Source organism: Agarivorans sp. Alg241-V36 (assembly GCF_900537085.1).
Taxonomy (GTDB): domain Bacteria; phylum Pseudomonadota; class Gammaproteobacteria; order Enterobacterales; family Celerinatantimonadaceae; genus Agarivorans.
The window spans coordinates 467,578-493,014 of the sequence record NZ_UNRE01000001.1 but is presented as its reverse complement, the minus strand read 5'-3'; the positions used below and the strand labels follow the sequence as shown (position 1 = coordinate 493,014).

Below are 25,437 nucleotides of genomic sequence, written 5' to 3'. Positions count from 1 at the left end.
GTAAAGCTAGCACTTTATTAAGTTAGCTAAGCACTTACTGAGCAATGGCAAAAACCTTTAACCGCAGAGACTCTAATTGAGCCATTGCCTCCACAATACTTATCCGTTGCTCTAAAAACTCCACCATAATATCCATGGCAGGAGAGGCAAATTGCTTGGGGCTATCTCTGTCAAAAAACTGCGAAACACCACTGGCCGAATTGAGTAGCTGAGTGCCAGCTTGAATGAAGCGGTCTTCACTGGATTTGCTATTGGGCAAGGGATTAATTTTACCTAATTGCTGGTTTAGCTCGTTTAAAACATCATCCTTTGACAAAAAATCTAAAAACCAAAAGGCAGCAATATTGGATTGAGCTTGAGGGTGCGCCACAATCACATCAACTGGCGCCTCTTCATATTGCTTTTGTCCTTCAATCACCGGCGGAAAAGCTGCAAACGCTAAATCGTTGCGCACTCTGTCAGGTACCGCCGCAAGGAAAAAGTTACCCATTAATATAGCTGCAGCCTTTTCACGATACATTGCGGGCAGCGCCTGCTTCCAACCCATGCTGTCACTGTTTGGCACAAAACATTGGGCATCTATCGCTTGCTGCCAATAAGTGAATATCTGCTCCACCCGCTTATCTGTGTAGGCAATGTCCCCGGCAAGTAACTGCTGATGGAATGCCAAACCGTTAATCCTTAAATTAAGGTAGTCAAACCATGCAGCCACCGGCCACGCTTCTTTACTGCCTATAGTGACTAAATGCTGGCCTTGTTTTGCCAAGCGTTGGCAACTGGAGAGAAATTGCTGCCAGCTATCAAAGGTATTGGGTTGATAACGAATCATCGACTGGCGATAGTAAAAGCCCCACTGATAGTAGTTGATTGGCAGGGCGTAATAATACTCCTGATGTTGAGAGGCGCGTTGAGCTGCAGGGCTAAAGGTGTTCTGCCAGTTGGCTTGTTGCCACCAGGATGAGATATCAAGAATTAAGTTGTTCTTAGCCAAACCTCTAAGCCGCTCACCGCCAAACCAAAAAAACAAATCACCTTTACCATCATTGTTTTTGATTATGTCTTCGATGTTCTTTTTATAATATTCGTTTTCGTAGACCAATGTGCCTACCTTCACTTGCGGATAAGCGCGACTAAAGCGTTCAATCAACTGTTTGTAAGCTTGACGCTGCTTACCGCTGCTGGGCATTAAGGCCAAGGTAAGCGTATATTGTTTATCTAAGCTGTCTTGCGCATTTGCTTGCCATGGAACAAGCAACACAAAGCAAAGGGAAATAAGCCTTAGCCACTTAGATAGATAGTTCAAGGTAGCGATACTCCTTCAAGCAAACTAAAGAATACACGACATAAGTTGAGCAACAACTCGTGCTATTGAAAGCACGAGTTGAGTTTTACTATTAGCTCGGAATATATTGATTTAACTAAGTTATAGCAGCTATTAAGCCTACAACAAGCGGCTATACATACAAGCTATATATTTAGTATTCAAAACTGATGGGCTCACCGCTCTCTCAAACTTCATTGGTGACTTCACTATATTGAAGCAACTCTATCTTACTCAACCATATAGTTTATTCAGGCAGGCTATTTTTAAGGGAAAAAGCATTGGGTTTAAGTGTTAAAGCTAGCTTCCCAAGAACACGACTACCATCAACAACGCCATATAAGCGGCTATCCACCGAATTATCTCGATTATCGCCAACAAAAAAGTAGGAATTATCAGGGATGACATAAGCATCGCTAAATGGACGAGAAACGCCAATCATTCTTTGTACTAAATAGCTATTGTTAGCCAATACTTCTTTATAGATCTCGAAATCCGTGGATCCCGATACAAAACTTGCGGATAACTCTTTTCCGTTTACGCTTATTTCACTTCCTTTGAAACTAACCAGTTCTCCCGGTAGACCAACTAGACGAGACACATGAGGCACCTCCATATTTGGAGGATAAAATACGTAAACGCTGCCTTTTTCCATCAACTCAGGATTAACTCCATCTTGATCTAAGATGGTCACTCCATAGGTACCATAGGTTCCATAGCCAAACTTCTTTACAACAATATAATCCCCAACCTCTAATTGAGGACTCATTGAAGCAGCAGGAATAGAGAACGGCTCAAATAAAAATGCCCTAAACAGGGTTAATAACCCTAATACCAAAGCATGAACAGCGACTAAGCCCCACCACCGTGAAAACCAAGCTCTCGGCAAACTTTCGTCGTAATACCTAACGATGATAAAACTATGTACAAGAATAACTAACACCAGAGCGAGAATTAAAAAACTTGAATAATACCAATCGATTATTGCGGTAAAAATCGACACACAGAAGTAGAAGCCGAACAATCGAAGACGATTTAAATAAAGAAAAACAGATGGTTGAATAATAATCGCTAATAAAATCGATACCCAAAGCTTAGGCTTCCACTCCACGATATCCTCCTTGTGATGCATTAATACTTTTACATAAGATAACCTGTATTCGCTCACCTAAGTACTGGGCGGTAGCAACATCGCTTGGGTGAAGTTCTCCGTTACTTGATTGAGCCACTACGCCTAGCTGACAACCTAAGCGATTTAACTCATCTTCATCGTAACCACTGGCTATGTCTAAACCTACCCACAACATGCCATGTTGATTGGCTAGCGTGACTAGGTATTGCAAGGTGCTGGTTTGATCGCCATTAAGCGCACTGCCGCAAGTAAAGCCAGCTGCGAGCTTTCCTGCCCATTGCTGCTTGCACCAAAGTTCACTGGTGGCATCGGCAAAAGCCTTAAATTGAGCAGCTACTCCGCCCATATAAGTCGGTGAGCCAAAGATAATGGCATCGCAATCGGCAAGCTGCTCAAACACCTCGGGAGCACAAAAGCGCCCTTCTATTATTTGCTCACCTAGAATTTGAATAGTGATGACGTCTATTGAACGCGACTTAGTAAGCCCTGCTTGTAAGGCTTTAGCTAAAATTCCTGTTACATCGGTTTTAGTAAAATACACCACCGCAACTTTAGAGGTTTGCAAACTAGTCACAGAACTCTTCTACCTTAGCTTCAATTTGCTGATGGCAAGTTTGCTTGTAGCGTGTATCGATTTCATTAATTAGGCTGCTGTATACATCAAAGCTTTCTTCGTAGCCTTTAAATGCTAAGTCAGCATTGCTTTTATTGCCTTCACTGGCACAGGCTTCATGTACCGAATACCAATGCTCAGTGGCTTTCTCGGCATTATCTAATACCGTATTAAGGGGAACTTGGTTAATCAACGCGAGTTGGCTGCGCTTGTCGGTAAACAGTTTGCAAACTTTGTCACGAGGCATGTCGTAGTCCCAAGAGCATATTGCGACATATTGCTTGCTCAAGATTTGAATATCTTGGTGTATTTGCTGATTAGTATTAGAGGCGTCTGCAAATCCTTCTTTAGAACAAACACTAGCAAAAGCCAAAGCTGGTAAACCGCACAGGGCCATAGCGACTAATAATTTTCTCATCTTCATCCTTAAAGCAGAAAATAAACTTACATCAATAATTGGTGCACCCACCGTGCTTGGCAGCGTCTACCAAACCTAACCACCATAGCCAAGCTAAGAGAGCTAACTATACCTTTGATTTGATGGTGCTTTTCTTAACAGAATAATAAGGGGCTAAGATCGCATGTTCAACCGAGAAAAACATCAATACAGCTTCAAAAAATCAGTTTTTCTCAAAAATAGGCTTATTATTTATTTTCTACTCTGCTCAACACTTCAATAACAAAGCGAGTACCTTGCTGAATTTACTCCCAAATTCACTTAAGCCAACTACACTGCACCTACATTCGATGTCGCAATCACCTACAAAGACAGTGTATTTATCTACGCATTAAGCAAAAGTTAAAAGCTATCGACTTTTCTTGATAATTTTTACAATTCATTATCTGGTCAACCAATATCACTTATGATACTAATTAGTCATACTAACGATTAGTAATAATTATTCCTAAAAATCAGTAAATTAGTAAGTTAGCTTGCTAGACATAAGCTACATTATTTTTACCGATTTGGCTCAGGAACCTCAGGAATACAAACAGGGATCTGTATCATGAAACTCAAAGTTGTTACCCGCACGCTACTTGGCTTTGCTGTTCTACTGGCACTGCTATTAGTGGTAGCACTAATTGGCCAACTCAATATGCGCCAACTAGAAAGCCAACTAGATCAAACTGTTAGCCGTTTAGCTCCTATGGCAGAGCAAATAAACCAACTATCGGGCTTATTACTTAACTCGGCGCGTAAAGTGGGTTTACACAGCAACAGCCAAAACTCCGAGCAAGCACAACAACTTGAGCAGCAAGTTAACAGCTTATTTAGCAGCTACGGCCAACGCATTCAGTCGCTATCTCTGCTTGCTCAGCCCTACCCTCAAATAGTCGATGGTTTAGAACAGCTAGACCAAGACGTGAATAACATTAAAACCACCAGCCAAACGCAAATCGCCTTAGCAAATGAAGCTCAGCAAGCTCAACAGTTGCTAAGCAGTCAGCGACAAAGTTTTAGCCAGAAATGGAAAAACTTTGCCGGTGATATGGAATTTATGATTGAAATGGTTGAAGAGAATGCCGAATGGGTCGTCACTGGCATGCAAGCCGACATTGCTGCATTTTCTGGCTCTCTGGAAAAACTGTTTTATGCTCAAAACCCACAGCAATTTGATTCACAATTTAGTGTGGTATCTAGTTATTACAAATCACTGCTGCAAAAGCAGGAACAACTGCTCAAACTAGACCCAGCAAGCGGCGAAGAAATTGCTGTTTATTTCGACTTACTCAAGCAAGCCTTTGCTAGCAATGGCTTATTTGCCAATCTAAAGAATCAACAAGTGGTGCTTAGTCGACAAAACGAGCAACTGCTTACCTTAAACCAACAAACTGATCAGGCCTTAAGCTTGCTCGATAATACCTCGGAACAATTAAGCCAAATTATTGCTGCGGCTCATAAACAGGCCCAACAAAGCTCTAGCTCAGCCCTGTTACAAACTGGCCTAGTGCTGCTTTTGTCTATTCTCATCACGGTGTTTGTAGCCTGGAATGTAAGCCGTCAAATTCGCCTACCTTTGGCAAACACATTAGCGCAAATAAAACGCATGGTTGATGGCGACTTTAGCGCCAATACCGGACCTAAATCTGATGATGAATTTGGCCAAATTGCCACCCACTTGCTAGAGCTAAGCGCTCAGATGAATCAAGTGATTAGCCAAATGAGCAGCAATGCTAAACAACTGGCTGCCAGTGCCAAAAGTGGCTTAGCCACCAGCGAACACTCACATAAAGTGATTCAAGAGCAGCAGGATCAAAGCCAGTTAGTTGCAGTAGCAGTAAGCCAAATGGAAGTGGGAGTTAACGAAGTCTCGGAGCAAGCTCAGCAAAGCCGTGACGACATTGGCCAAGTAAATCAACTTACCGGGAAAAGCCACCAAGCAGCGCAATCGACCTTAGCCACAACCAATCAACTACAAACCACCGTGGTAGATGCCAGCCAGCAAGTGAGTGAACTTAAACAACAAAGTGATGACATCAATCGCATCGTAGACGTTATTCAAGGCATTGCAGAACAAACCAACTTATTGGCGTTAAATGCAGCCATTGAAGCAGCGCGCGCTGGAGAACAAGGAAGAGGTTTTGCAGTAGTCGCCGATGAGGTTAGAGGTTTAGCGACTCGTAGCCGCGAGGCAACCCAAGAGATCCTGACCATGATTGAGCAGCTGCAAGGCCGCGCTCAACAAGCCATGGATATGATGGTGCAAGGCGAAACCATGGTTGGCAGCTGTATCAACGAGGCCGAGCAAAGTTCTCAACAGCTAGAACAAGTGGCCCAATTACTAAGTACCGTGCAACAACGCAGTGAAGACATTGCCAACAATGCTCAAGATAAACACACCGTAGCCTTACAAGTGGCAAACAATGTAGAAAAGATTGTCGAGCTAAGCGAATTGGCAAACCGAGATGCCCACCAAACCCAGCAAATTAGTGATGCCCTCCAGCAGCAATCACAACAACAACTCAGTGAGTTATCTGGCTTTAAGTTAGCTTAAAGCTTCACAAGTCTGCACCTCTAGCGCTCTAGCATAAGGCGAACTCAGTTCGCCTTATGCTCTTTTCACCAATAGCGAACATTTAAAACCAGGCTAGCCAAGCCCTGGTATTGCGCTTGATATCGAGCCTGCAGCGGCTTTTAGCTTTGTTGGTTAAATAAAAACAGCATTAAAGTTAGCTAGCAGCATTTACTAATATTTTGTCGCCAATACATGACAAGCTCTATTAAGCAAGTTACAGAACACCGCTAACTTAAGCATTACAGGCCTCATCACTAGCCAAATCCAGCCAAAAAATACCCCTGTCGCAAATAGCAGACACAGAACTTGACAAAAGTGACTAAAAATATAAAAATTTGCATAGATAGATAAGGGAATTCAATCGAGATGTTTTCTATATGCTCTAAGTTTCACCACTTTAAAAGGTAACCATAAAGCACTGTTTTAACTTATTTAAATACTACAACCAGCCAACTAAAATACTAAATAAGGTTTAATGCTATCGCTTATACAGGCTATAAAAACCTTAAAAAATCAATATAAACAAAAAACCTCAAACCGATCACTATCACATATTTATGCAATTACGCATGAAACAAAGTCCAATATCAGCCTCTTTTTTAAGCAATCACCGTTTTAGATCACATCACTAAATTTGTTAACCAAAACAACTGTAGATATTTCTATCAGTAAGATTAATGATTTGGCCCGGATTTATCGCTCGGTCCGCCGGCTAGGTGTTCACTCCCCTTTTAAATAATCAACACGCCCAAACTAGCCAAGGGCTTAGCGATAGATTCGATTTAATCAAGCTGTAGAGAAAGCTGTTGCAAATTGATGCGGCTAAAAAGCCACACATAACAACAGTGACCAATGTGTTCCATAGGTGACAGCAACGCCCTGTGTTAGGGCTTATTTTAAAAATGGAGTTTACAATGCAATTTGCTAAACGTTTGGGTTTGAGCCAGCGCGGTTCAAATCAAGCTACTGGATTACTGCAACGCACTAAGCTAACCACTGCGATTGTTAGCGCCTTGGTAGGAGTTAGCTTTTCTAGCCTTGCCAACGCGTCAGTTTATGAAGATCGCTTTGCTGAAATTCGTGGCGAAATATACGCCCCAGAAAATGGCTATTTAAGTGCCGACGGCGGCCCTTATCATTCGGTTGAAACCTTCATTATTGAAGCGCCAGACCACGGCCACGAATCTACCTCAGAAGCCTATTCCTATATTCTTTGGTTAGAAGCTGTTCACGGAAAAATCACCGGTGATTGGCAGCCGCTTATTGATGCTTGGGCGCTTATCGAAGAACAAATTATTCCAACTTCGGAAATGCAACCCACTGCAGCCAAGTACGCCAATGCCAAGGCAACCTATGTGCCTGAAGGCCCACTGCCTTCAAGCTACCCTTTACCTCTTACTAACGGCGCCGCTGTTGGTGAAGACCCAATTAGTGCTGGCTTAGCGTCAACCTACGGTACTTGGGATGTTTACGGTATGCACTGGTTGTTAGACATGGATAACGTCTATCAATACGGTAACCTTGGCGATGGTACCTCTACCCCTTCTTACATCAATACCTTCCAGCGTGGCGAACAAGAATCAGTTTGGGAAACCGTTCCACACCCATCTTGGGAAGACTTTAGCTGGGGCGGTGAAAGTGGCTTTTTAGATTTGTTTGTGTCTGAGCCACAAGCACCCGCTAAACAATGGCGCTATACCAACGCACCCGACGCTGATGCCCGTGTGGTTCAAGTGATGTACTGGGCACTGCAATGGATGAAAGAACGCGGTCAAGATCCAGAAGTAGTGGCGCCAGGCCTAATGGCCAAAGCGGCTAAAATGGGTGATTACTTGCGTTTAGCTATGTTCGACAAATACTTCAAGAAAATTGGTTCGCAAGATGCGCAAGGAAGCGCTGGCCAAGGTTACGACTCTGCTCACTACTTAATGTCTTGGTACTATTCTTGGGGCGGCCCGATTGATCCTTCAGCCAACTGGGCTTGGCGTATTGGCTCTAGCCATGTGCACTTTGCTTATCAAAACCCAATGGCAGCTTACGCGCTATCACAAATTGCCGAACTACAGCCTAAAGCGCCAAACTCAGTTCGCGACTGGGATATTGGTTTAGAGCGTTCTTTAGAATTCTTCCAATGGACGCAATCAGCAGAAGGCGCGTTCTCTGGTGGTGCCACTAACAGCTGGAATGGTAAGTACGATACTTACCCTGCCGATCGTGCTAACAATACTTTCTATGGCTTGGCTTACGATGAAAACCCTGTCTATGAAGATCCAGGTTCAGGCACTTGGTTTGGTTGGCAAACATGGGGTGTTGAGCGTGTTGCAGAATACTACTTCATTACGGGCGAAGCTCGCGCTAAAGCAATTCTAGATAAGTGGATTAGCTGGGTACTAAATGCGACGCCAGAAAAAGGCTTACCGGTTCTCGACTTTAGTGACAACGATGTGAAACTGGCTGCTACTTTGGCGTTTTCTGGTGTACCTGAAAAATGGGATGCTGCCAATCCAAAACCTAACAACAACCTCCATGTTGAAGTTATTGACCATGGACAAGACGTAGGTGTAGCCCACAACTTGGCTAAAACCTTAATGTACTACGCTGCTGCAGAACAACAACACCAAGGTCAAGTGCACCAAGGTGCCAAAGACGCAGCACAAATGATCTTGGACCGCTTTTGGGCAAATCACCGCACCGATAAAGGTGTATCTGCGCCAGAAAAACGTAACGATTATGCTGAGCGTATTAACGAGCCCGTATTCTTCCCTGCGGGTTGGACAGGCAAAAATGCGGTTGGTGCTGACTTAAATGCCGACACAACGTTTGCCAGCATGCGTCCGTTCTATAACGAGTCAGATCCTGGTTATCAAGAACTGCAAAATGCCATCGCAGAAGGTCGTGAGCCCACTTACACCTATCACCGTTACTGGGCGCAAGTAGACGTTGCAACCGCCAACGCCCTATACGCAGAACTATTCCCAGAAGCAGATTGTGCCGATGGTTGTGCACCTACAGCGAAAGACATTGCCGTTAAAACAGCAGTAAATACAGCCGCTAGCATTACCTTAGAAGGTAGCGACAGCAATGGCGCTATTGAGTCTTACAGCTACAGCCAAGCCACTAACGGAACAGTAAGTGGTGCGGGTAAACAAGTGACTTACACGCCACTAGCTGGCTTTGTAGGTGTAGACAGCTTTAGCTACACAGTCACCGATGATGAACAACTAAGCTCTGAGCCTGCCACGGTAACCATTACCGTTGAAGATCTTAATAGCAACCTACCTCCAGAAGCCTGCTTTACTGCTACACCAAGCAGCACAATGGTGGGAGATATTATTAGCTTCAACGCAAGCTGCTCAAACGATGTTGACGGCGATACCCTAAGCTACAGCTGGGCCTTTGGCGATAACAGCAATGGTAGCGGCGCAAGTATCATGCACAGCTATGCTGCTGCCGGTACTTACGATGCCATGTTAACGGTAAGTGATGGTAAAGGTGGTGTAGACACTACCAGCCTTACTATCACCGTAGAAGAACCAGCAGGTAACCTTCCACCAGAAGCTTGCTTTAGCGCTACTCCAAGCAGTGCCAATGTGGGCGACGCAATTAGCTTTAACGCAAATTGTTCAAGCGATGCTGATGGCGACAGCTTAAGCTACAGCTGGGCCTTTGGTGATAATAGCGAGGGTAGCGGAGCATCAACGCAACACAGTTACTCGCAAGCGGGTAACTACAATGCCGTACTTACAGTAGATGATGGCAAAGGTGGTGTAGATACGTCTAGCACTACCATCACCATTGCAGACGCGCCAGTATCAAGCGCAAGCTGTAAGCATGAAGTGCAAAACCACTGGAACGCCGGTTTTGTTGCAACCATAACCATTACTAACAACGGCAACGAAGTGATTAATGGTTGGGATGTAAACTGGAACTACGCCGACGGATCAGAAATGAGCAACGGTTGGAATGCTAACTTTAGTGGTAGCAAACCATACTCGGCAAGCTCATTAAGCTGGAACTCACGCATCCAGCCAGGCCAATCGGTAAGCTTTGGTCTGCAAGGTAAAAAAGCGGTATTCAACGGTCCTGCTCCTGTAGCAACCGTAAATGGCGCTGTGTGTAACTAAGTCTAATGTTCGTTTCATAATCCTTAAGCAAAGGAGGCCTAGGCCTCCTTTTTTGTTTTTAAACAAACAGTTAAAAACAATACTTTTAAACATAAAGCTCAACTCATCCGATGTTTCCTCGCTAATCAGTGCGGCAAAAATTCAAATCAATCTAGTTCTCATTTTTGCCTTGGTTTTCTCTGAAACTAGTATCTTAAATTTCTTGCTGCCAGTTAAATTTGTACACATTTCACACAACATATTTTTATTGTGTAAATACAAAATAAAAATGAAAAAGCTGAGTTATACCTTTATTCGCATGAGGGAATTATGTGATTAGTCAATACCGTGAGGGCAGTAATGCCGCGAAGACTTTGCCACAGAGCAAACGCTAGCGCTTCTTACAACAACGTTGAATGAACATACATGCAAAGCAAAAGGTAAATAGCCAGCGAACGGAATTAAGCTTATTGCACAGAGCTAAGCAGTAACGAATCGCCTGCTATTAATAATAGCTGCTCACCTAGAGGGTGAGCATTCATAGAAACGGAGATTCACATGTTTTTGTCGAAAACATCCTGCCACAAACCATCAGCTAATCATGGTATTGCGGGCAAAATTAAACACCACTCATTACGCTTATCTATCTTTGCGGCCTTGGCCAGCAGTGGATTAAGCGGTATCGCCAATGCGGGAGTCTATCAAGACCGATTTACTGAAATGCGTGATGAGATTTACAACCCAGCTAACGGCTATTTAAGTGCCGACGGTGGGCCCTACCACTCTATCGAAACCTTTATAATCGAAGCCCCCGATCACGGCCATGAGTCAACCTCAGAAGCCTACTCCTACATCCTTTGGTTAGAAGCGGTTCACGGTAAAATCACCGGTGACTGGCAACCACTAATTGATGCGTGGGCGATTATTGAAGAGCAAATTATCCCTACTTCTGCCATGCAGCCCACTGCGGCCAATTACGCCTCAGGCAAAGCGACCTATGTGCCAGAAGGCCCCTTGCCCTCTAGCTATCCTTTGCCACTAGACTCAGGCGCGGCCGTAGGTGAAGACCCGATTAGTGCTGGGCTAGCCGCTACCTATGGCACCTGGGATGTGTATGGCATGCACTGGTTGTTAGACATGGATAATGTCTACAAATACGGTAATTTAGGTGATGGCACTTCAACCCCGTCTTACATAAATACCTTCCAGCGTGGCGAGCAAGAATCGGTTTGGGAAACGGTACCTCACCCTTCGTGGGAGGAATTTAAATGGGGCGGCGAGTACGGCTTTTTAGACTTATATGTGGAAGAGCCTCAAGCACCAGCAGCACAGTGGCGTTACACCAATGCGCCCGATGCAGATGCGCGGGTAGTGCAAGTAATGTACTGGGCGCTGCAGTGGATGAAAGACCAAGGTGTTGACCCCGAAGTAGTTGCCCCCGGCCTAATGGCTAAAACCTCAAAAATGGGTGACTACTTACGTTTAGCAATGTTCGACAAGTACTTCAAAAAAATTGGCTCGCAAGACGAACAAGGCAGCGCAGGAACGGGCTATGAATCAGCTCACTACCTAATGTCTTGGTACTACTCTTGGGGCGGTCCGATAGATACAACGCAAAATTGGGGTTGGCGAATTGGCTCTAGCCATATTCACTACGCCTACCAAAACCCAATGGCCGCCTACGCCCTTTCACAGATCCCAGAACTCAAGCCAATGGCGCCAAACTCCGTAGAAGATTGGACGGTTGGTCTAGAACGCTCTCTCGAGTTTTTCCAATGGACGCAATCAGCTGAAGGTGCCTTTTCTGGCGGTGCTACCAATAGCTGGAATGGCACCTACTCTACCTATCCCGTTGAGCGCCAAAACGCCACGTTTTATGGCATGGTTTACGATGAAAACCCGGTTTATGAAGATCCCGGTTCGGGCACTTGGTTTGGCTGGCAAGCTTGGGGTACCGAGCGCGTAGCCGAATACTACTACATTACCGGCGAAGCTCGCGCTAAAGCGATTATGGACAAGTGGATTGGCTGGATTTTAGATAGTAACCCAGCAACTGGCTTAGCCGTGCTCGATTTTAGTAATGACGATGTTCAACTAGCAGCGGGTTTAGAGTTTAGTGGTTTACCGGAAAAATGGGACCCCGCAGATCCTAAACCCAACAACAACTTACACGTTACGGTTACTTCGCAAAACCAAGATGTAGGTGTTGCCCACAGTTTAGCTAAAGCTCTGATGTATTACGCAGCAGCTGAAGAAAAACATCAAGGCCAAGTTCACCAAGGCGCCAAAGATGCGGCGCAAATGATACTTGACCGCTTCTGGGCAAATCACCGCACCGACAAAGGGGTATCTGCGCCTGAGTCACGCGGAGACTACCGCGATAGAATCAACCAATCGGTTTACTTCCCACCGGGTTGGAGCGGTGTTAATGCGGTGGGTGCAGATCTTAACGCTGATACCACCTTTACTAGCATGCGTCCGTTCTTTAATGAAAGCGATCCAGGCTATCAAGAGCTACAAAATGCCATTGCTGAAGACCGCGACCCTGTATATACCTACCACCGATACTGGGCGCAGGTTGATGTAGCAACAGCTAATGCCTTGTTCGAAGACTTGTTCCCTATCACTTGTGACATTAACTGCCCACCAAGCGCTAAAGATATTGAAGTAAGCAGCGAGGTGAACTCTGCTGCAAGCATTACTCTAGAGGGAAGCGATAGCAACGGCAGCATTGTTAGCTACAGCTATACCCAGGCGAGCAATGGCTCGGTCAGTGGCGATGGTCCGCAAGTCATCTACACACCTAATAGTGATTTTGTAGGCGTAGATAGCTTTACTTACACCGTTACCGACGACGAGCAACTTAGCTCTGAACCGGCAACTGTCACCATTACGGTAGAAGACCCAAATAGTAACTTGCCTCCAGAAGCCTGCTTCTCGGCTACGCCAAGCAATGCCTATGTGGGTGATTTGGTAAGCTTTGATGCAAGCTGCTCAAGTGATGCCGATGGAGATACCCTAAGTTATAGCTGGGCCTTTGGTGATAACAACGCCGCAACGGGGGTTAGCACTACTCATAGTTATGCCGCAGCTGGTAGTTATAACGCAGTGTTAAGTGTTGATGATGGCAAAGGCGGTGTGGATACCAGCACTAAAGTGATAACCATTACCGAAGCACCTGTAGTCGCTAACTGTACTTACACCGTTGATAACGAGTGGAACTCGGGTTTTGTCGCGAGCATCACGATTAGCAACAACACCAATGCAGTGATTAACTCATGGGATGTAAGCTGGAGTTATGATGATGGCTCAAGCATGAGTAGCGGCTGGAATGCTACGATTAGCGGCAGCAATCCATACAGCGCAAGTTCACTCGCGTGGAATGGTCAAATTCAGCCCGGCCAATCGGTGAGCTTTGGCTTGCAAGGCAGCAAAGGTGTGCCTAACACCCCGGCACCAATTGCCATTGTAAGTGGTGCAGTGTGTAACTAAAAAACCAACACGGCATCAATAACAAAGGAGGCTAATGCCTCCTTTTTCTTGTTTAAAAGCCAATACTACTTAAGCTCCCCCGCATAGTTTCACCAGAGCTTTGCAAGGCGGCGAGCTCGTCACTCTCTAAAGGCAATTCAACTAACTTTTCTACGCCTTTTCCCCCAATACAAGCGGGTAAACTTAAGGCAACATTGTTTAATCCGTATTCCCCACTTAAGCGCACCGATACTGGCAATACCGTTTTACTGTCGTCCAAAATAGCTTCCACCAAACGCGCAATAACAACGCCAATAGCGAGATTGGTGTAACCTTTTCCTTCAATGATTTTGTAAGCGGCTTGCTTTACGCTTATTGCTAATTGGTTAAGTTTTTCCTCCGAGTAGGCAAGGCCAAACACTGATTGCTCTTTAATGGCTAAGCCGCCAATACTTACCGTAGACCAGGCTGCCAACTCGGTATCGCCATGCTCGCCCAAGATATAACCATGCACAGATTGCGGATCCACTTGATACATTTCACCTAATAAGGTTTTTAACCGCGAGGTATCGAGCATGGTGCCGGTGCCGATAATTCGATGCTTAGGGCGCTGACTCAACTCCTGTAGCATAAAGGTCAGCACATCCACGGGATTACTGGCCACCACTACAATAGCGCTAGGCGCGTAGCGATCCAGCTGCTCAGCGATAGATTTAAAGACCTTGGCATTGTTTTCTAACAGCTCTAATCGGCTTTCGCCAGGCTTTTGCCCTACTCCTGCTGTAACCACAATTACTTGGCAGCGAGCTAAATCGGCATATTCGCCGGCACTCACTTGCATCCTTCCGGTTAAGCCTTGGCCATGCATTAAATCTAATGCCTCGCCCTCTGCCCGCGCTTTATTCATGTCCACTAATACTAGCTCTTCGCAGGCTTCACGTAGATACAGTGCATAAGCTCCTGCCACACCAACATTACCCACTCCAACTATCCCAACACTTCGCGTTCTATGTTCCATTATCCATCCTTGAAATAAACATGCGCAGCCAATGACTACTTTAATATGAGAAAAGTAAATAATGACTTAGTGATAGTGCCAGATGTGGGTTTTAGCAAGCAGGCTCAGCAAACACTTGCAGGGCTAAGTTGAACTGGTTAAGGTCATGCCATCTGAATAGAGGGAACTATCTATGCCTACCATTTTGTATTCATTTCGCCGTTGCCCTTATGCAATGCGAGCGCGCTTGGCTATTTCAGTTAGCCAAACGCCGGTTAAACTGCGCGAAATAGTGCTGAAACATAAGCCGCCTGAAATGCTGGCCATCTCGCCGAAAGGCACCGTTCCGGTTTTACAGCTGGCCGACGGCCAAGTGATTGATGAAAGCTTTGACATCATGTTGTGGGCACTTAAACAAAATGATCCAAAGGCCTGGTTAGCGCCCAATTTTGAACAAATGTTGCAGTGGGTAAAAGCCAACGATGAGCAGTTCAAACCACTGTTAGACAAATACAAATATGCGGTACGCTTTCCTGAACACAGTGAACAAGAGTATCGTCAACAGGGTGAAGTTTTTTTACAGCGAATAGAGCAACAACTAAGTCAAAGCCACTACCTTATGGGAGAGCAGCAAAGCTTAGCCGATATGGCATTGTTGCCTTTTATCCGTCAGTTTGCGTCGGTAGACTTGCAATGGTTTGAGCAAGCACCTTACCCCCACCTACAAGCTTGGCTAAAACAATTCATCGACTCCGCCTTATTTCGCTCAATTATGCAAAAACACCCAAGCTGGTTAGACAGCGCCTGCGAAATCGATTTTCCTTAGTTAAAGTTAAGGGCTTTAAAGGCAACGCTAGCGAGCCTATACTGAAAACAAAGCTAAAAGCTTAAGCTAAGCACTTCAGCAAGCAAACCGGAGAACCAAGCATGTCGAATATTGTTTATATCGCCTTAAGTTTAGATGGCTACATCGCCGACAAACAAGGAGATATCTCCTGGCTAGAAAGTGTTGCCAACCCCGAAGGCGGTGATTTAGGTTTTAGCGAGTTTATGGCTGGTATCGATGCACTGGTTATGGGGCGAAACACCTTTGAAAAGGTGGTGAGCTTTGGCATTGATTGGCCCTACAACAAACCGGTAATGCTGTTAAGTAATAGCCTAAAGCAACTACCAGAAGGCTTTACTGGCGACGTACGCATTGTAAATGGCGAGCTTAAACAACTGGTAGAATCGCTCAACCAACAGGGATACCAAAATCTGTACATTGATGGCGGCCTAACCATTCAACAGTTTTTAGCACACGAGCTGATTGACGAATTGATTCTTACCCGTTTCCCTATCTTGCTAGGCGGCGGAGCGCCATTATTTGGCGATCTCCTACAAAGCCAAAGCTTTAAACACAAACAAACCAAAGTTTTACTAAACGAACTAGTACAAAGCCACTACGTGCGTGCTTAAGTAGCATAAGGCATAAACCTATCAGTAAGCTGTAAAAAGACCACAATAACTGTTTTAATGAAAACAACACGGATGATTAAAAAGCAAACGAATAAGGAGTGAATGTGCGCCGCTATTTCTGTTACCTATTTTACGCTTGCAAAACCATCTTGATGATTGCCGTTCTAGCTTTGCCGGTAAGAGCGGCCGAACTAGTAACTCTTTCCAGTGGCGAATGGCCGCCTTTTACATCTAAGTCTTTAGCGCATCAAGGCTTCTATTCCGAAATCGTTCGCCAAGCCTTTGCTCTTGAAAACTATGAAGTGCAATATCAGTTCTTGCCCTGGGCTCGTGCTTATATGTATGTAGAACAAGGCAATGTAGATGGCTCTTTAACATGGGCAAAGACCCATGATAAAGAGCAAGAAGTGCTATTTAGTGAACCAGTCTTTTGGCACAACAAAGTGTTTTTTCATTTAAGCCATCAGCCTTTTAGTTGGCAAAATATAGACAGTTTAAAAACCCTAAACATTGGCGCCACAGAGAAATACACCTACGGCTATGCCTTCGATTTAGCCACGGAGCAAAGCGAGCTAAAGGTAGAGTATGTTTCTTCCGATTTACTCAATCTAAAGAAATTATTGGCTGGTCGAATTGACGTTTTCCCTTCCGACATTCATGTGGGTTATCAACTGATCAATCAGCACTTTTCTTCTGAAGAGGCAGCCTTATTCACCCACCACCCTAAATCCGTGCAACAAACTTATACGCATGTCATCTTTTCAAAAAAGAACCAACAACGTGGTGAACAATTGTTGGCGGCTTTTAATCGCGGCTTACAAAAGTTGAAGCAATCTGGTGCCTATCAACAAATTATTGATGATGCTGCCTTACTTGAGCACAACTAACACGCCATATTAAGCAGCAACCAAGGTTTCAAAGTGAAGCGCTACGCCATTAACATGCGCCACCACATACCCGGCAAAGTAGTAAAGCCCGCAGTGTAATGCTTAAGCTCACCGTTTTTAATCACCATTAGTGTGGGAGTTACCGATATCCCCCACTGTCCGCCCAAGCTAGCATGCGGGTCATTAATCACCGGAAACTGGTACTCGTGATGCTGTAAGTAGGCTTGTACCTTGGCTTGTTCGCCCGAGCGCAAAGCAACGGTTACCACATTAAAGTGCTTAGCCATGGTATTTACCGCCGGGCTAACAAAGTTACATACACCACACCAAGAGCCCCAAAAATACACTAATACCGGCTCACCTTTACTCAGCGCTTGTAAATCGATGACATCCCCTTTTAAGGTAACTGCGCTTAAATTGGGAAGCTCACCTTCTGGTAAGTCTTGTGAGCGCCAATAATCCACAGCAATGCTAACAACAGTGACAAAAAGCACCATGGAAACTAGCGACTTAGTCGCAGACCATAATTTACTTAACATAGTGAACCTCCGCAGAGAGGCTCGAATAACTCGCTCTAAACTCCAGAGCAAACAGAGCTTGTTTTAAAGCATTAGACTTTAGATCTTTCATTTATTTATTCCTGAAAAAGAGCAGCGTCACCTGCGGCTTGAGCAATGGCTTGCTCAATCACTTGGTGGCTTAAAATAACGGGGAGAGCAATGCCCTCTGGCGCGGCTGGTCCGTAGACGATGTTAAAGGGCACACCAAAACGCTGATGTTGTTGTAAGAACGCACTTACGCCATCGGACTGTTTAGTCCAATCGCCCTTAATTAAATGCACATAATCTAGCTTCAGCCGGCTATAGGTTGGGTCTTGCAACAACACCCCTACTTTATTGGCCTTACAGGTAATGCACCAATCAGCGGTAACATCAACTACCACTACTTTGCCTTGGGCTACTTGCTCAGCAATATTGCTTTGTTGCAGCGGCTGCCATACCAAATCGCTAGGCAATACTTTTGCCCAGCGCTCACTGGTCATCGCGCCAACTAAGGCCACGCCCCCGCCTACTAGCATCAAACTGCTCACGCTAATTAACAGGGCTTTAGCGCCATACTTTTTAAGCAAGATCCAAGCGAATACCAGCAGCACCACGGCGCTGAGTGCCAGCACAATGCTACTTGAGATAAAATTAGCCAGTAAACTTAATAACCATAGGCATGTGGCAAGTAGCATAAGGACGAAGAGCAGCTTTACCTGCATCATCCACTTACCCGGTTTAGGTAAACTTTGCGCAAGCTTAGGCAATGCAGCTACCAACAACCAAGGCAAAGCCATACCTAGGCCCAAAGCGCTGAAGATAATAATTAAAGTCAGCGTATCGGCTGCGAGGGCAAATGCTACTGCCGTACCCAAAAAAGGTGCGCTGCAAGGGGTTGCTAGCAAGCTTGCAAACATGCCCTGTAGAAAATGCCCTCGGTGGTTACTTCCACCACTGTTTGCCATGCGAGTTTGCCAAGAAGCTGGCAAAGTGATTTCAAAGGCCCCTAACATATTTAAGGCAAACCCAGCGGTTACTAAGACCATAAAGCCAATAAACCAAGGCTGCTGAAACTGAACTCCCCAACCGACTGCTTGGCCACCCAACTTAAGCAAAAGCACAAACCCTGCAAGTATCCAAAACGACACCACAATGCCTGCCGCCGAGGCCAAGAACTGACTGCGGATCCGCCTTTTATCGTCACTTGAAGCGCCAATTACCGAGCTCAGTTTGATGCCCAACACTGGCAATACGCAGGGCATGATATTCAGGATTAAGCCACCAAGCAGAGCGAATGCCAGCAGCTTAAACCACCCGATAGCTTGCACACTAACAGCGCCAGAAACAGCTGTGTTTTGATACTCCTTGGCCTGCAGCTGATCAAAGATGGTTAAGTTTAGGGTTTTGCCACTCAGCTGCGGCGGAGCCATCCAGTTTTCAACGTCAAATACCGCCTCAATGTTTCCAGCCTGCAGGTTCAACTGCACTAACTTAAAGGCCGTGTCAGGGTCACCATCCACAACTAGCTGAGGCTGCTGCCAATCAAGCTCACTGAACAAAGTTACCTGCAGCTGCTGCTTTGCTTCATCCCATACAAACTCACTACTGCTCGCTTCAGCTAACTGCGGAACCGCAACCTTGGCTTTGTTATATAAAAACATCGCCTCACTATCGGGGCGTAAAGCTTGAGGGTCAACATCGAGCTCAAAGGGGTAGTCGGTGAGTACACAAACATCGGTACAAGTAGATAGGGTTAATACGCCGCTTAGATGGCTAGCGCTAGAGCTAGAGTCCAAAGTAAGCAATAGCGGGAAATCCACCGCTTCTCGGTAACCAAAGGTTTGCAAGCCCAACAAAGTAAAACGCTCAGGGCTTGGCCATAGCCACTGCTGTGAATGAATATTGCTGGCTTCGTCCCAGCGAATACTCGGCGCAACGCCGCCTTCTCCTGGCGAGCGCCAGTAGGTTTTCCAATCGTCTTCTAGCTTAACTTGCAGTAGCAAAGGCAATTGTTTGCTTTGCTCATCAAATTCGCCAGTGAGCGTGAGGCGCACTTGAGCAGGCGGATGTTGCTCGTGTGTCAACCAGCCGGTGCTTTGGCTATGTGCCAAGCTCGGCAGCAAACTCAGTAACAAACACAGCCAGGGTAATAAAATTTTCAATATCATCTCCATTAAACAAAAACTAACGCAAAAAAATCCGCTAGTTTTTATTCTCGAAAGTGACAAATTAAACGATGCATGCGCCGCGGAGGCGGGATGGTAGGTTTAAGAAAAACCCGAATAGGGCCTAAGTGAGACAGCGTTACAAATACTAGAGCGATAAACAGCACTACCACAAATACTTGCTCTAGGGTTTGCACATGCTGCTTAAGCAATTGCTCTGCAAACTGACAACTTTGCTGTTCGTGCTCAGATAAAGGCTGACTTTCCGCCAGCTGAGCGCTTGGACAAGCTAGACTCACACCAAAGTTTTTTGCCACACAGGCAGCCAAAAGCACTGCCAACAGCAGTAAACTCATTTGCGCCTTAAAAGTGGTTTGCTTAAACAACATAGTTTGAGAATAACAAAGTGATGCTCACTTTTTACTTATACAGCTTAAAGATTACAAGTGAAACCCGTGGTGATTAGCTAATTAAACACGTTCAAGTAAAGATTGCTGAGTAATATTTAGCTGGCAAAACAAATTGTTATAGAGCGATGCAACTTAGCCAAATTAATCGGGTCGAAGCTAAATCAATGCTTATCTACGTTTCTATGTTCAACCACAAAAACGGCGTGAATCTACTTTTATGACAGACACTACCTCCATTTGTATTATTCGCTATCCTGGCGCTTCTCAAGCGGCAATTTTTGGCCTAGAAGAGATGTTTTTGTTAGCCAACATTACCGCGCAGCAGCAACACTCTAATCATAAATTTGAATGTAAAATTATCGAGCATAACGAGCTAAGCGAGCACAGCTTCAAGCCTCAAGTAGCCATCGTGCCGCCAAGCATTAATCACAACTACTATCTCGAGCCATCTACGCCGGTGCTTGTTTGGTTAAAGCTGCAACATCAACAGGGTTGTATCATCACTTCGGCATGCGCTGGCGCGTTTATTCTGGCTAAAGCAAGATTATTAGAGCAACGCCCAGTGACAACCCATTGGGCCTTAAGCGAAGACTTTTCCGCTCGCTTTCCTAATAGCCAACTACGTAGCGCAGATATTTTGATTAACGATGGCGATATTATTACCGCTGGCGGTTTAATGTCGTGGCTTGATTTAGGTTTAGAGTTGGTGGCGCAATATACTCAGCCAGCGATTATGCGCCAACTTGGCAAGAACCTCGTGGTTGATACTGGACCGCGGGAACAACGCTACTACCAAAGCTTTAACCCAAGTTTTGAGCATGGCGACAAAGACATCATCAAAGTGCAGCACTTTATTCAAAGCCACTACCAGCAAAACATCAATGTGGCCCTATTGTGTGAGCAATGTTTTCTCACCGAGCGTACCCTGCTTAGGCGCTTTGTTAAAGCGACAGGTTTAAAACCGATTCAATATTTGCAAAAACTAAGGGTACAAAAAGCCTGCGAGCTGATCGAATCAAGCTCGATTGGCACTGAAGCTATCGCCCAACAAGTAGGCTATGAAGATGCCGGCGCTTTTAGGAAGGTATTTATAAAAATCATCGGCTTAAGCCCTAGGGACTTTCGCCGACGATTTGCTAGTTAGTGTTACTGCGTCAAAGCTAAGCGCAAAGCTGATTAGCTAAATTGTGCAACCTGCTGTTGTAACTCTTGCGATAAGGTTTGCAGCTGAGTAGCACTGCTTGCGGTTTGCGCCGCGGTATTTCTGCTATCAGTGGTTAGGCTACTAATTTGCGAAGCGTTGGCGGCAATTTCTTGCGACACCTGAGCTTGTTGCTCGGTAGTAGCAGCAATGGTTTCCGACTGGCTAGCAATACTAGTCACCTGCTCGGTAATGCCATTTAAAGCTTCACCAGTTTGCGCTGCATGTTCGGTAAAAAACTCACCGCGCTTTTGGCTCTCGCTCATCATGCTAACCGCATTGCTGGTGCTTGATTGCAACTTGGCGATAATGGTTTCAACTTCCTTAACCGACTCTTGGGTGCGTTGGGCTAAGGTTCTTACCTCGTCAGCCACTACCGCAAAACCACGCCCCTGCTCACCGGCACGTGCTGCTTCAATGGCCGCATTAAGCGCAAGCAAGTTAGTTTGGTCGGCAATATCGTTGATCATCTTGGTAACATCTTGAATGTTATTACTTTCTTTACCTACCAACTCAATCGCCTCGGCCGAAGAATGTAATTGCTCATTGAGCAAATCAATCTCGCCCACCATTCGCGACACCAATTTTGCGCCTTGTTGAGTATTGCCATCTGCAGCACGTACGCTACTGGCAATATCTTCTACTTGTTCAGCAACCGATGCTGCCGAGGAGGACATTTCCTCAATAGCAGCTGCCACTTGGTCCACCTGAGCTTGCTGGTTATCTAGCTGGCCTAGACTATGCTCAGCATCTTGATATACCCCGCTGGAGCGATCTTGCAAGGCGCTACTGGTATCTCGAATGCTACCAACTAACTCGTTTAGTTTACTGGCCATTTCTTTCGCGCCAGCGCTTAGTTGCTCCACTTCGTTGCGCGACTCGGCCCGACCATCTTGGAAGCTAACACTTATTTCGCCATTGCCCATTCGCTGCATATTTTCACTTAACAGCTCTAAAGGTTTAGTCATTTGTTTTAACAACAAAGCCAAACCGAGCAATACCACCACCGCTACCGAAACCGACACTAAGGCAATGAGTATGAGTAAATCGCGACTCGCTTTGGTAATTTCACTCACAAAAGTTCCACCGAGTATTTTCCAATTCCAACCTGCTACTTCGGCAAATACTAGGTATTTCTCGCCCACTACACCTTGGTATTGGTAGGGGTAAAATAAACGTCCAGAAGCTTGCTTAAATATTGCTTTAAATGGCTGATTGCCATCGTGGTCTCGGCGGTCAATGATTGACTCACCGCTTTTAATTTCCGGGTGTAGCAGGTAGTTACCCAGCAAATGGCTAGCATCGTTATCAACCACTATGGTGTAACCGGTATCGCCCCAGCTAATTTGGGATAAGTTGGTGAAAATCTCTTCTGTGGCTTGGTCAATAGGTACACCAATAAAGCTTAATGCTGCTACTTTACCCTGTTGGTTCTTAATCGGTTGATAGTAAGTCAGGTAATCTTTACCAAATAACATTACCTTGGCGTGAAAGGCTTGCCCACTCTTTAAGGTAGCATAACCGGGGTGGTTTAAGCCCAGTTTAGTGCCCACCGCACGTTGTGCCTGGCTGTTTTTTAGGGAAGTACTCACTCGCACAAAATCATCGCCAGAGGCACTAAATAGAGTGGCAACTGCGCCAGTATCTTCAGTAAATCGATCCACATAACGGTTATTGCCAATCAGCGATGCGCCTCGTATGTGTAAATCTTTAACTTGAAATTGCTCGAAAGCCACTTCGCGCTCGGCGACCTCTACGCCATATACATAGCCGTTACGAAATGTTGCCTCTAGGTCATGGGCGCGCTCTAAATAAGAAGCGAACTGCCCTTCAACCATAGACGCCACCGCATTAACCTTTGACTCATGATCAGCCATAGCTTGTTCAAACAATGCTTTAGAAGCTTTGTTATAAACCAGCGCCGCCATTAAGCCCAAACCTAAAAGAATGATCAGGCCAATCACTAACTGCAACTGCAATGAGATACTGCGACTCTTAAACCCACTAATCATGACAATTCTCCCTGTTACTAAAATGCTGACTTATTAGTCAACAAAATGTCATCTAGGCTTAATTTAAGTAAAAGATCGGGTGAAGTAAATCTCATCAAGAGCTGATAGGCGCTTTCTTTGTTTTATATCAACAAGCACTGTGCACGGGCATTTTTTGTACTTTGTTGCAATAACAATATCAGCGAGAAGGCTCACAAAACGGTTTATATGATAATTAACTTAGAAATGGATTTACCAAGCTCTGAGAGGGTAATGATCAAAGCAGCCAAATGCTGCTTTGGAGGGGATGTTGAAGGCTTAGTTAGCCGCCGCTTTGCTAATGCCCGCTAGCGCGCCAGCTATTTTAGCAAACACCGGATCACAACCAGCGACTTGGTGGCGCTTAGCTAAATATTGAGGATCGTTATAAGAAATCCATACCTTGCCCTGTTGGTCTTGCCAAATCAGCGCTTTTTGCGGTAAATCGAGAGCCACCAGCTGTTGGCACTTCATCAGTGGTGAGCCCACTTTAGGGTTACCAAAAATAATCAATTGAGTATCGGCTAACTCAATACCCACTTTTGCAGCACCTTCAGAATGTTTAACCTGATTAAACACCGTCATGCCTTTTTGCTCGAGTATGTTCAACATACGCTCTGCGGTTTGGTCTACATCATGCTGACTTGCCACGCTAATTACGCCATCGCTTGCGGCATGTGCTGCAAATATATTGCAGCACATGAGCAACAACACGCCCATCTTACTGATAACGCTTCGCCCTACTTCCCTCATCTGCCCACATCCTAATTGGTTAATAAATACTGGTAAAACAAGCCAGTGGCTGTTTTGCCGTCCACCATCAAGTCTAGTGCATTATTTGTTTTGTAGATCAATAAGCGACTTTTTACGCTGTTTTTAGTGTTTACTGCGGCAAAAATGAATTTCTCTAATTCCCCAATTTGTTGCTCAAACCAACTATTCTGCCGCCATCAATTGTTGGCATGAATGCGAACGCTAGCAAAGTAGATTTAACCCTGGAGAATCCAATATGCTTAATGTAAATAAGATTAAAAGCGCAGTACTTGTGGCGGGAGTGGGTCTTGCGATGATAAGCCCATCGCTTGTCGCCAGCACTGCCAAGCCATCACCAACAGAGCCCAGCAAGCTAATCCGTAACACACCAACGCCAGTTGGCGTATCAGCTAAAATGGCCTCCATTATTGAAAACCGCCAGTTTGCAGAAGCGGAGCTAGAAGCACCAACCTCTACCGAGCAATGGCTCGAGTTGCAGCAGCTTTGGAACAAAGGTTCAGCAGAACTCGCCTCTCAACTAGCGGATAAATTAGCACTGAGCTACGAGAAAAAGGCCATTGCAGGGGTTAATACCTTTGTGGTGACGCCAGACAATATCGACTCGCGCTACGCAGACCGTTACTTCATGCACTTGCATGGCGGTGCTTTTGTATTTGGTGGAGAAGAGTCTGCTCTGCGTGAAGCAATGTGGGTGGCAAACGGCCTTAACGTAAAAGTAATCTCTGTTGATTACCGTCAGCCTCCTTTACATCCTTTTCCTGCAGCAATAGATGATGCGGTAGCGGTTTGGACAGAGATTACGCGCAAGCAACCTGCCAACAAAACAGCCATATTTGGTAGTTCAGCCGGTGGTAATCTAACCTTAACCACCACTCTGCGCCTTAAAGAGCTAGGTTTAGATCTTCCAGGCGCTCTGTTCGCAGGTACTCCTGCGACCGATTTGGCTCATACCACCGATACATGGCACACCCTAAAAGGGCTTGATGCCCTAGGCAGCCGAGAAGGTGTAATAGACGGTACTTTTGAGGTTTATGTGCCATCTGGCGACCTTGAAAACCCCTTGGTTTCTCCAGTTTACGCTGACCTAGAAGGCTTTCCTCCAACACTGTTGATCTCTGGCACCCGCGACTTACTGCTTAGCGACACGGTTCGTATGCACCGAGCTCTGCGTGCGGCAAACGTAAACGCCGACCTACACATTTACGACGGCCAATCACACGGTGATTACATGATGGGGCTACTTTATGACTTACCAGAATCAGATGATGCTCTGGCTGAGTTAGGCAGCTTTTTTGACACTCACCTTAACTAAATAA

Annotated in this window: 18 protein-coding genes; 8 read left to right on the top strand and 10 right to left on the bottom strand. The window is 45.4% G+C overall.

The features are described 5' to 3' along the window. Positions 1–34: 34 nt before the first annotated feature. The 4 genes from G6R11_RS02325 to G6R11_RS02310 all read right to left on the bottom strand — a co-directional run bounded on the left by G6R11_RS02325 (position 35) and on the right by G6R11_RS02310 (position 3,484). The gene (locus G6R11_RS02325) at positions 35–1,303 is read right to left on the bottom strand and encodes an ABC transporter substrate-binding protein (protein ID WP_163131120.1); all 1,269 of its coding nucleotides are present in this window, start codon (positions 1,301–1,303) and stop codon (positions 35–37) included. Positions 1,304–1,568: 265 nt separating this feature from the next. Continuing rightward, on the bottom strand, positions 1,569–2,432 hold the full coding sequence (gene lepB, locus G6R11_RS02320; protein WP_163131118.1) for a signal peptidase I: 864 nt from the start codon (positions 2,430–2,432) through the stop codon (positions 1,569–1,571). Continuing rightward, positions 2,416–3,027, bottom strand: coding sequence for a flavodoxin family protein (locus G6R11_RS02315; protein WP_163131116.1), 612 nt, complete (start codon positions 3,025–3,027; stop codon positions 2,416–2,418). Before G6R11_RS02315 ends, lepB begins: the two co-directional genes overlap by 17 nt. Beyond that, positions 3,020–3,484 carry a hypothetical protein gene (locus tag G6R11_RS02310; RefSeq protein ID WP_163131114.1) on the bottom strand — a complete coding sequence of 155 codons (465 nt, stop codon included), beginning with the start codon at positions 3,482–3,484 and terminating at the stop codon, positions 3,020–3,022. The genes G6R11_RS02315 and G6R11_RS02310 overlap by 8 nt, the downstream gene beginning before the upstream one ends. 589 nt (positions 3,485–4,073) lie before the next feature. On the opposite strand from G6R11_RS02310, the gene G6R11_RS02305 reads away from it, so the two are divergent. From G6R11_RS02305 to G6R11_RS02295, 3 genes are all read left to right on the top strand, one after another. Then, positions 4,074–6,062, top strand: a complete 1,989-nt coding sequence (locus G6R11_RS02305) for a methyl-accepting chemotaxis protein (protein WP_163131112.1) — start codon at positions 4,074–4,076, stop codon at positions 6,060–6,062. A 935-nt stretch (positions 6,063–6,997) separates the two neighbouring features. Continuing rightward, positions 6,998–10,207: a glycoside hydrolase family 48 protein gene (locus tag G6R11_RS02300; protein WP_163131110.1), complete on the top strand. Its 3,210-nt coding sequence runs from the start codon at positions 6,998–7,000 to the stop codon at positions 10,205–10,207. A 537-nt stretch (positions 10,208–10,744) separates the two neighbouring features. Beyond that, the gene (locus G6R11_RS02295) at positions 10,745–13,678 is read left to right on the top strand and encodes a glycoside hydrolase family 48 protein (RefSeq protein WP_163131108.1); all 2,934 of its coding nucleotides are present in this window, start codon (positions 10,745–10,747) and stop codon (positions 13,676–13,678) included. A 52-nt stretch (positions 13,679–13,730) separates the two neighbouring features. Here G6R11_RS02295 and G6R11_RS02290 read toward each other — a convergent pair whose 3' ends face one another. Further along, positions 13,731–14,675: an L-lactate dehydrogenase gene (locus G6R11_RS02290; protein ID WP_163131106.1), complete on the bottom strand. Its 945-nt coding sequence runs from the start codon at positions 14,673–14,675 to the stop codon at positions 13,731–13,733. Between the two features lie 172 nt (positions 14,676–14,847). Here G6R11_RS02290 and G6R11_RS02285 point away from each other — a divergent pair, with 172 nt between their 5' ends. From G6R11_RS02285 to G6R11_RS02275, 3 genes are all read left to right on the top strand, one after another. Further along, complete coding sequence (locus G6R11_RS02285; protein ID WP_163131104.1) at positions 14,848–15,480, top strand: glutathione S-transferase; 633 nt, start codon at positions 14,848–14,850, stop codon at positions 15,478–15,480. A 101-nt stretch (positions 15,481–15,581) separates the two neighbouring features. Further along, the gene (locus tag G6R11_RS02280) at positions 15,582–16,112 is read left to right on the top strand and encodes a dihydrofolate reductase family protein (protein ID WP_163131102.1); all 531 of its coding nucleotides are present in this window, start codon (positions 15,582–15,584) and stop codon (positions 16,110–16,112) included. 104 nt (positions 16,113–16,216) lie between these two features. Further along, a complete protein-coding gene (locus G6R11_RS02275; RefSeq protein WP_163131100.1) occupies positions 16,217–16,999 on the top strand; it encodes an ABC transporter substrate-binding protein in 783 nt (260 codons plus the stop codon). A gap of 41 nt (positions 17,000–17,040) precedes the next feature. Here the strand turns inward: G6R11_RS02275 and G6R11_RS02270 are convergent, their stop codons facing one another. From G6R11_RS02270 to G6R11_RS02260, 3 genes are all read right to left on the bottom strand, one after another. Then, positions 17,041–17,538 (bottom strand): protein disulfide oxidoreductase, encoded by a 498-nt coding sequence (locus G6R11_RS02270; protein ID WP_163131099.1) that lies wholly within the window; start codon positions 17,536–17,538, stop codon positions 17,041–17,043. A 95-nt stretch (positions 17,539–17,633) separates the two neighbouring features. Beyond that, complete coding sequence (locus G6R11_RS02265; RefSeq protein WP_240352378.1) at positions 17,634–19,709, bottom strand: protein-disulfide reductase DsbD; 2,076 nt, start codon at positions 19,707–19,709, stop codon at positions 17,634–17,636. Positions 19,710–19,750: 41 nt separating this feature from the next. Beyond that, a complete protein-coding gene (locus G6R11_RS02260; protein ID WP_163131095.1) occupies positions 19,751–20,062 on the bottom strand; it encodes a hypothetical protein in 312 nt (103 codons plus the stop codon). Positions 20,063–20,333: 271 nt separating this feature from the next. Between G6R11_RS02260 and G6R11_RS02255 the strand changes: the two genes are divergently transcribed. Beyond that, on the top strand, positions 20,334–21,260 hold the full coding sequence (locus G6R11_RS02255) for a GlxA family transcriptional regulator (protein ID WP_163131093.1): 927 nt from the start codon (positions 20,334–20,336) through the stop codon (positions 21,258–21,260). A gap of 32 nt (positions 21,261–21,292) precedes the next feature. On the opposite strand, the gene G6R11_RS02250 is transcribed toward G6R11_RS02255, so the two are convergent. Next, positions 21,293–23,329 carry a methyl-accepting chemotaxis protein gene (locus G6R11_RS02250; protein WP_163131091.1) on the bottom strand — a complete coding sequence of 679 codons (2,037 nt, stop codon included), beginning with the start codon at positions 23,327–23,329 and terminating at the stop codon, positions 21,293–21,295. A gap of 297 nt (positions 23,330–23,626) precedes the next feature. After that, a complete protein-coding gene (locus G6R11_RS02245; protein WP_240352377.1) occupies positions 23,627–24,100 on the bottom strand; it encodes a DUF302 domain-containing protein in 474 nt (157 codons plus the stop codon). Between the two features lie 256 nt (positions 24,101–24,356). Between G6R11_RS02245 and G6R11_RS02240 the strand changes: the two genes are divergently transcribed. Beyond that, positions 24,357–25,433, top strand: a complete 1,077-nt coding sequence (locus tag G6R11_RS02240; RefSeq protein WP_163131089.1) for an alpha/beta hydrolase — start codon at positions 24,357–24,359, stop codon at positions 25,431–25,433. Positions 25,434–25,437: the final 4 nt, after the last annotated feature.

What these genes read in the sequence shown, in the direction of transcription:
- G6R11_RS02310 (WP_163131114.1), bottom strand. Translation starts at nt 3,484, where the DNA reads ATGAGAAAATTATTAGTCGCTATGGCCCTGTGCGGTTTACCAGCTTTG.
- G6R11_RS02305 (WP_163131112.1), top strand. Translation starts at nt 4,074, where the DNA reads ATGAAACTCAAAGTTGTTACCCGCACGCTACTTGGCTTTGCTGTTCTA.
- G6R11_RS02280 (WP_163131102.1), top strand. Translation starts at nt 15,582, where the DNA reads ATGTCGAATATTGTTTATATCGCCTTAAGTTTAGATGGCTACATCGCC.
- G6R11_RS02245 (WP_240352377.1), bottom strand. Translation starts at nt 24,100, where the DNA reads ATGAGGGAAGTAGGGCGAAGCGTTATCAGTAAGATGGGCGTGTTGTTG.
- G6R11_RS02270 (WP_163131099.1), bottom strand. Translation starts at nt 17,538, where the DNA reads ATGTTAAGTAAATTATGGTCTGCGACTAAGTCGCTAGTTTCCATGGTG.
- G6R11_RS02255 (WP_163131093.1), top strand. Translation starts at nt 20,334, where the DNA reads ATGACAGACACTACCTCCATTTGTATTATTCGCTATCCTGGCGCTTCT.
- G6R11_RS02300 (WP_163131110.1), top strand. Translation starts at nt 6,998, where the DNA reads ATGCAATTTGCTAAACGTTTGGGTTTGAGCCAGCGCGGTTCAAATCAA.
- G6R11_RS02295 (WP_163131108.1), top strand. Translation starts at nt 10,745, where the DNA reads ATGTTTTTGTCGAAAACATCCTGCCACAAACCATCAGCTAATCATGGT.
- G6R11_RS02290 (WP_163131106.1), bottom strand. Translation starts at nt 14,675, where the DNA reads ATGGAACATAGAACGCGAAGTGTTGGGATAGTTGGAGTGGGTAATGTT.
- G6R11_RS02240 (WP_163131089.1), top strand. Translation starts at nt 24,357, where the DNA reads ATGCTTAATGTAAATAAGATTAAAAGCGCAGTACTTGTGGCGGGAGTG.
- G6R11_RS02265 (WP_240352378.1), bottom strand. Translation starts at nt 19,709, where the DNA reads ATGATATTGAAAATTTTATTACCCTGGCTGTGTTTGTTACTGAGTTTG.
- G6R11_RS02250 (WP_163131091.1), bottom strand. Translation starts at nt 23,329, where the DNA reads ATGATTAGTGGGTTTAAGAGTCGCAGTATCTCATTGCAGTTGCAGTTA.
- G6R11_RS02260 (WP_163131095.1), bottom strand. Translation starts at nt 20,062, where the DNA reads ATGAGTTTACTGCTGTTGGCAGTGCTTTTGGCTGCCTGTGTGGCAAAA.
- G6R11_RS02285 (WP_163131104.1), top strand. Translation starts at nt 14,848, where the DNA reads ATGCCTACCATTTTGTATTCATTTCGCCGTTGCCCTTATGCAATGCGA.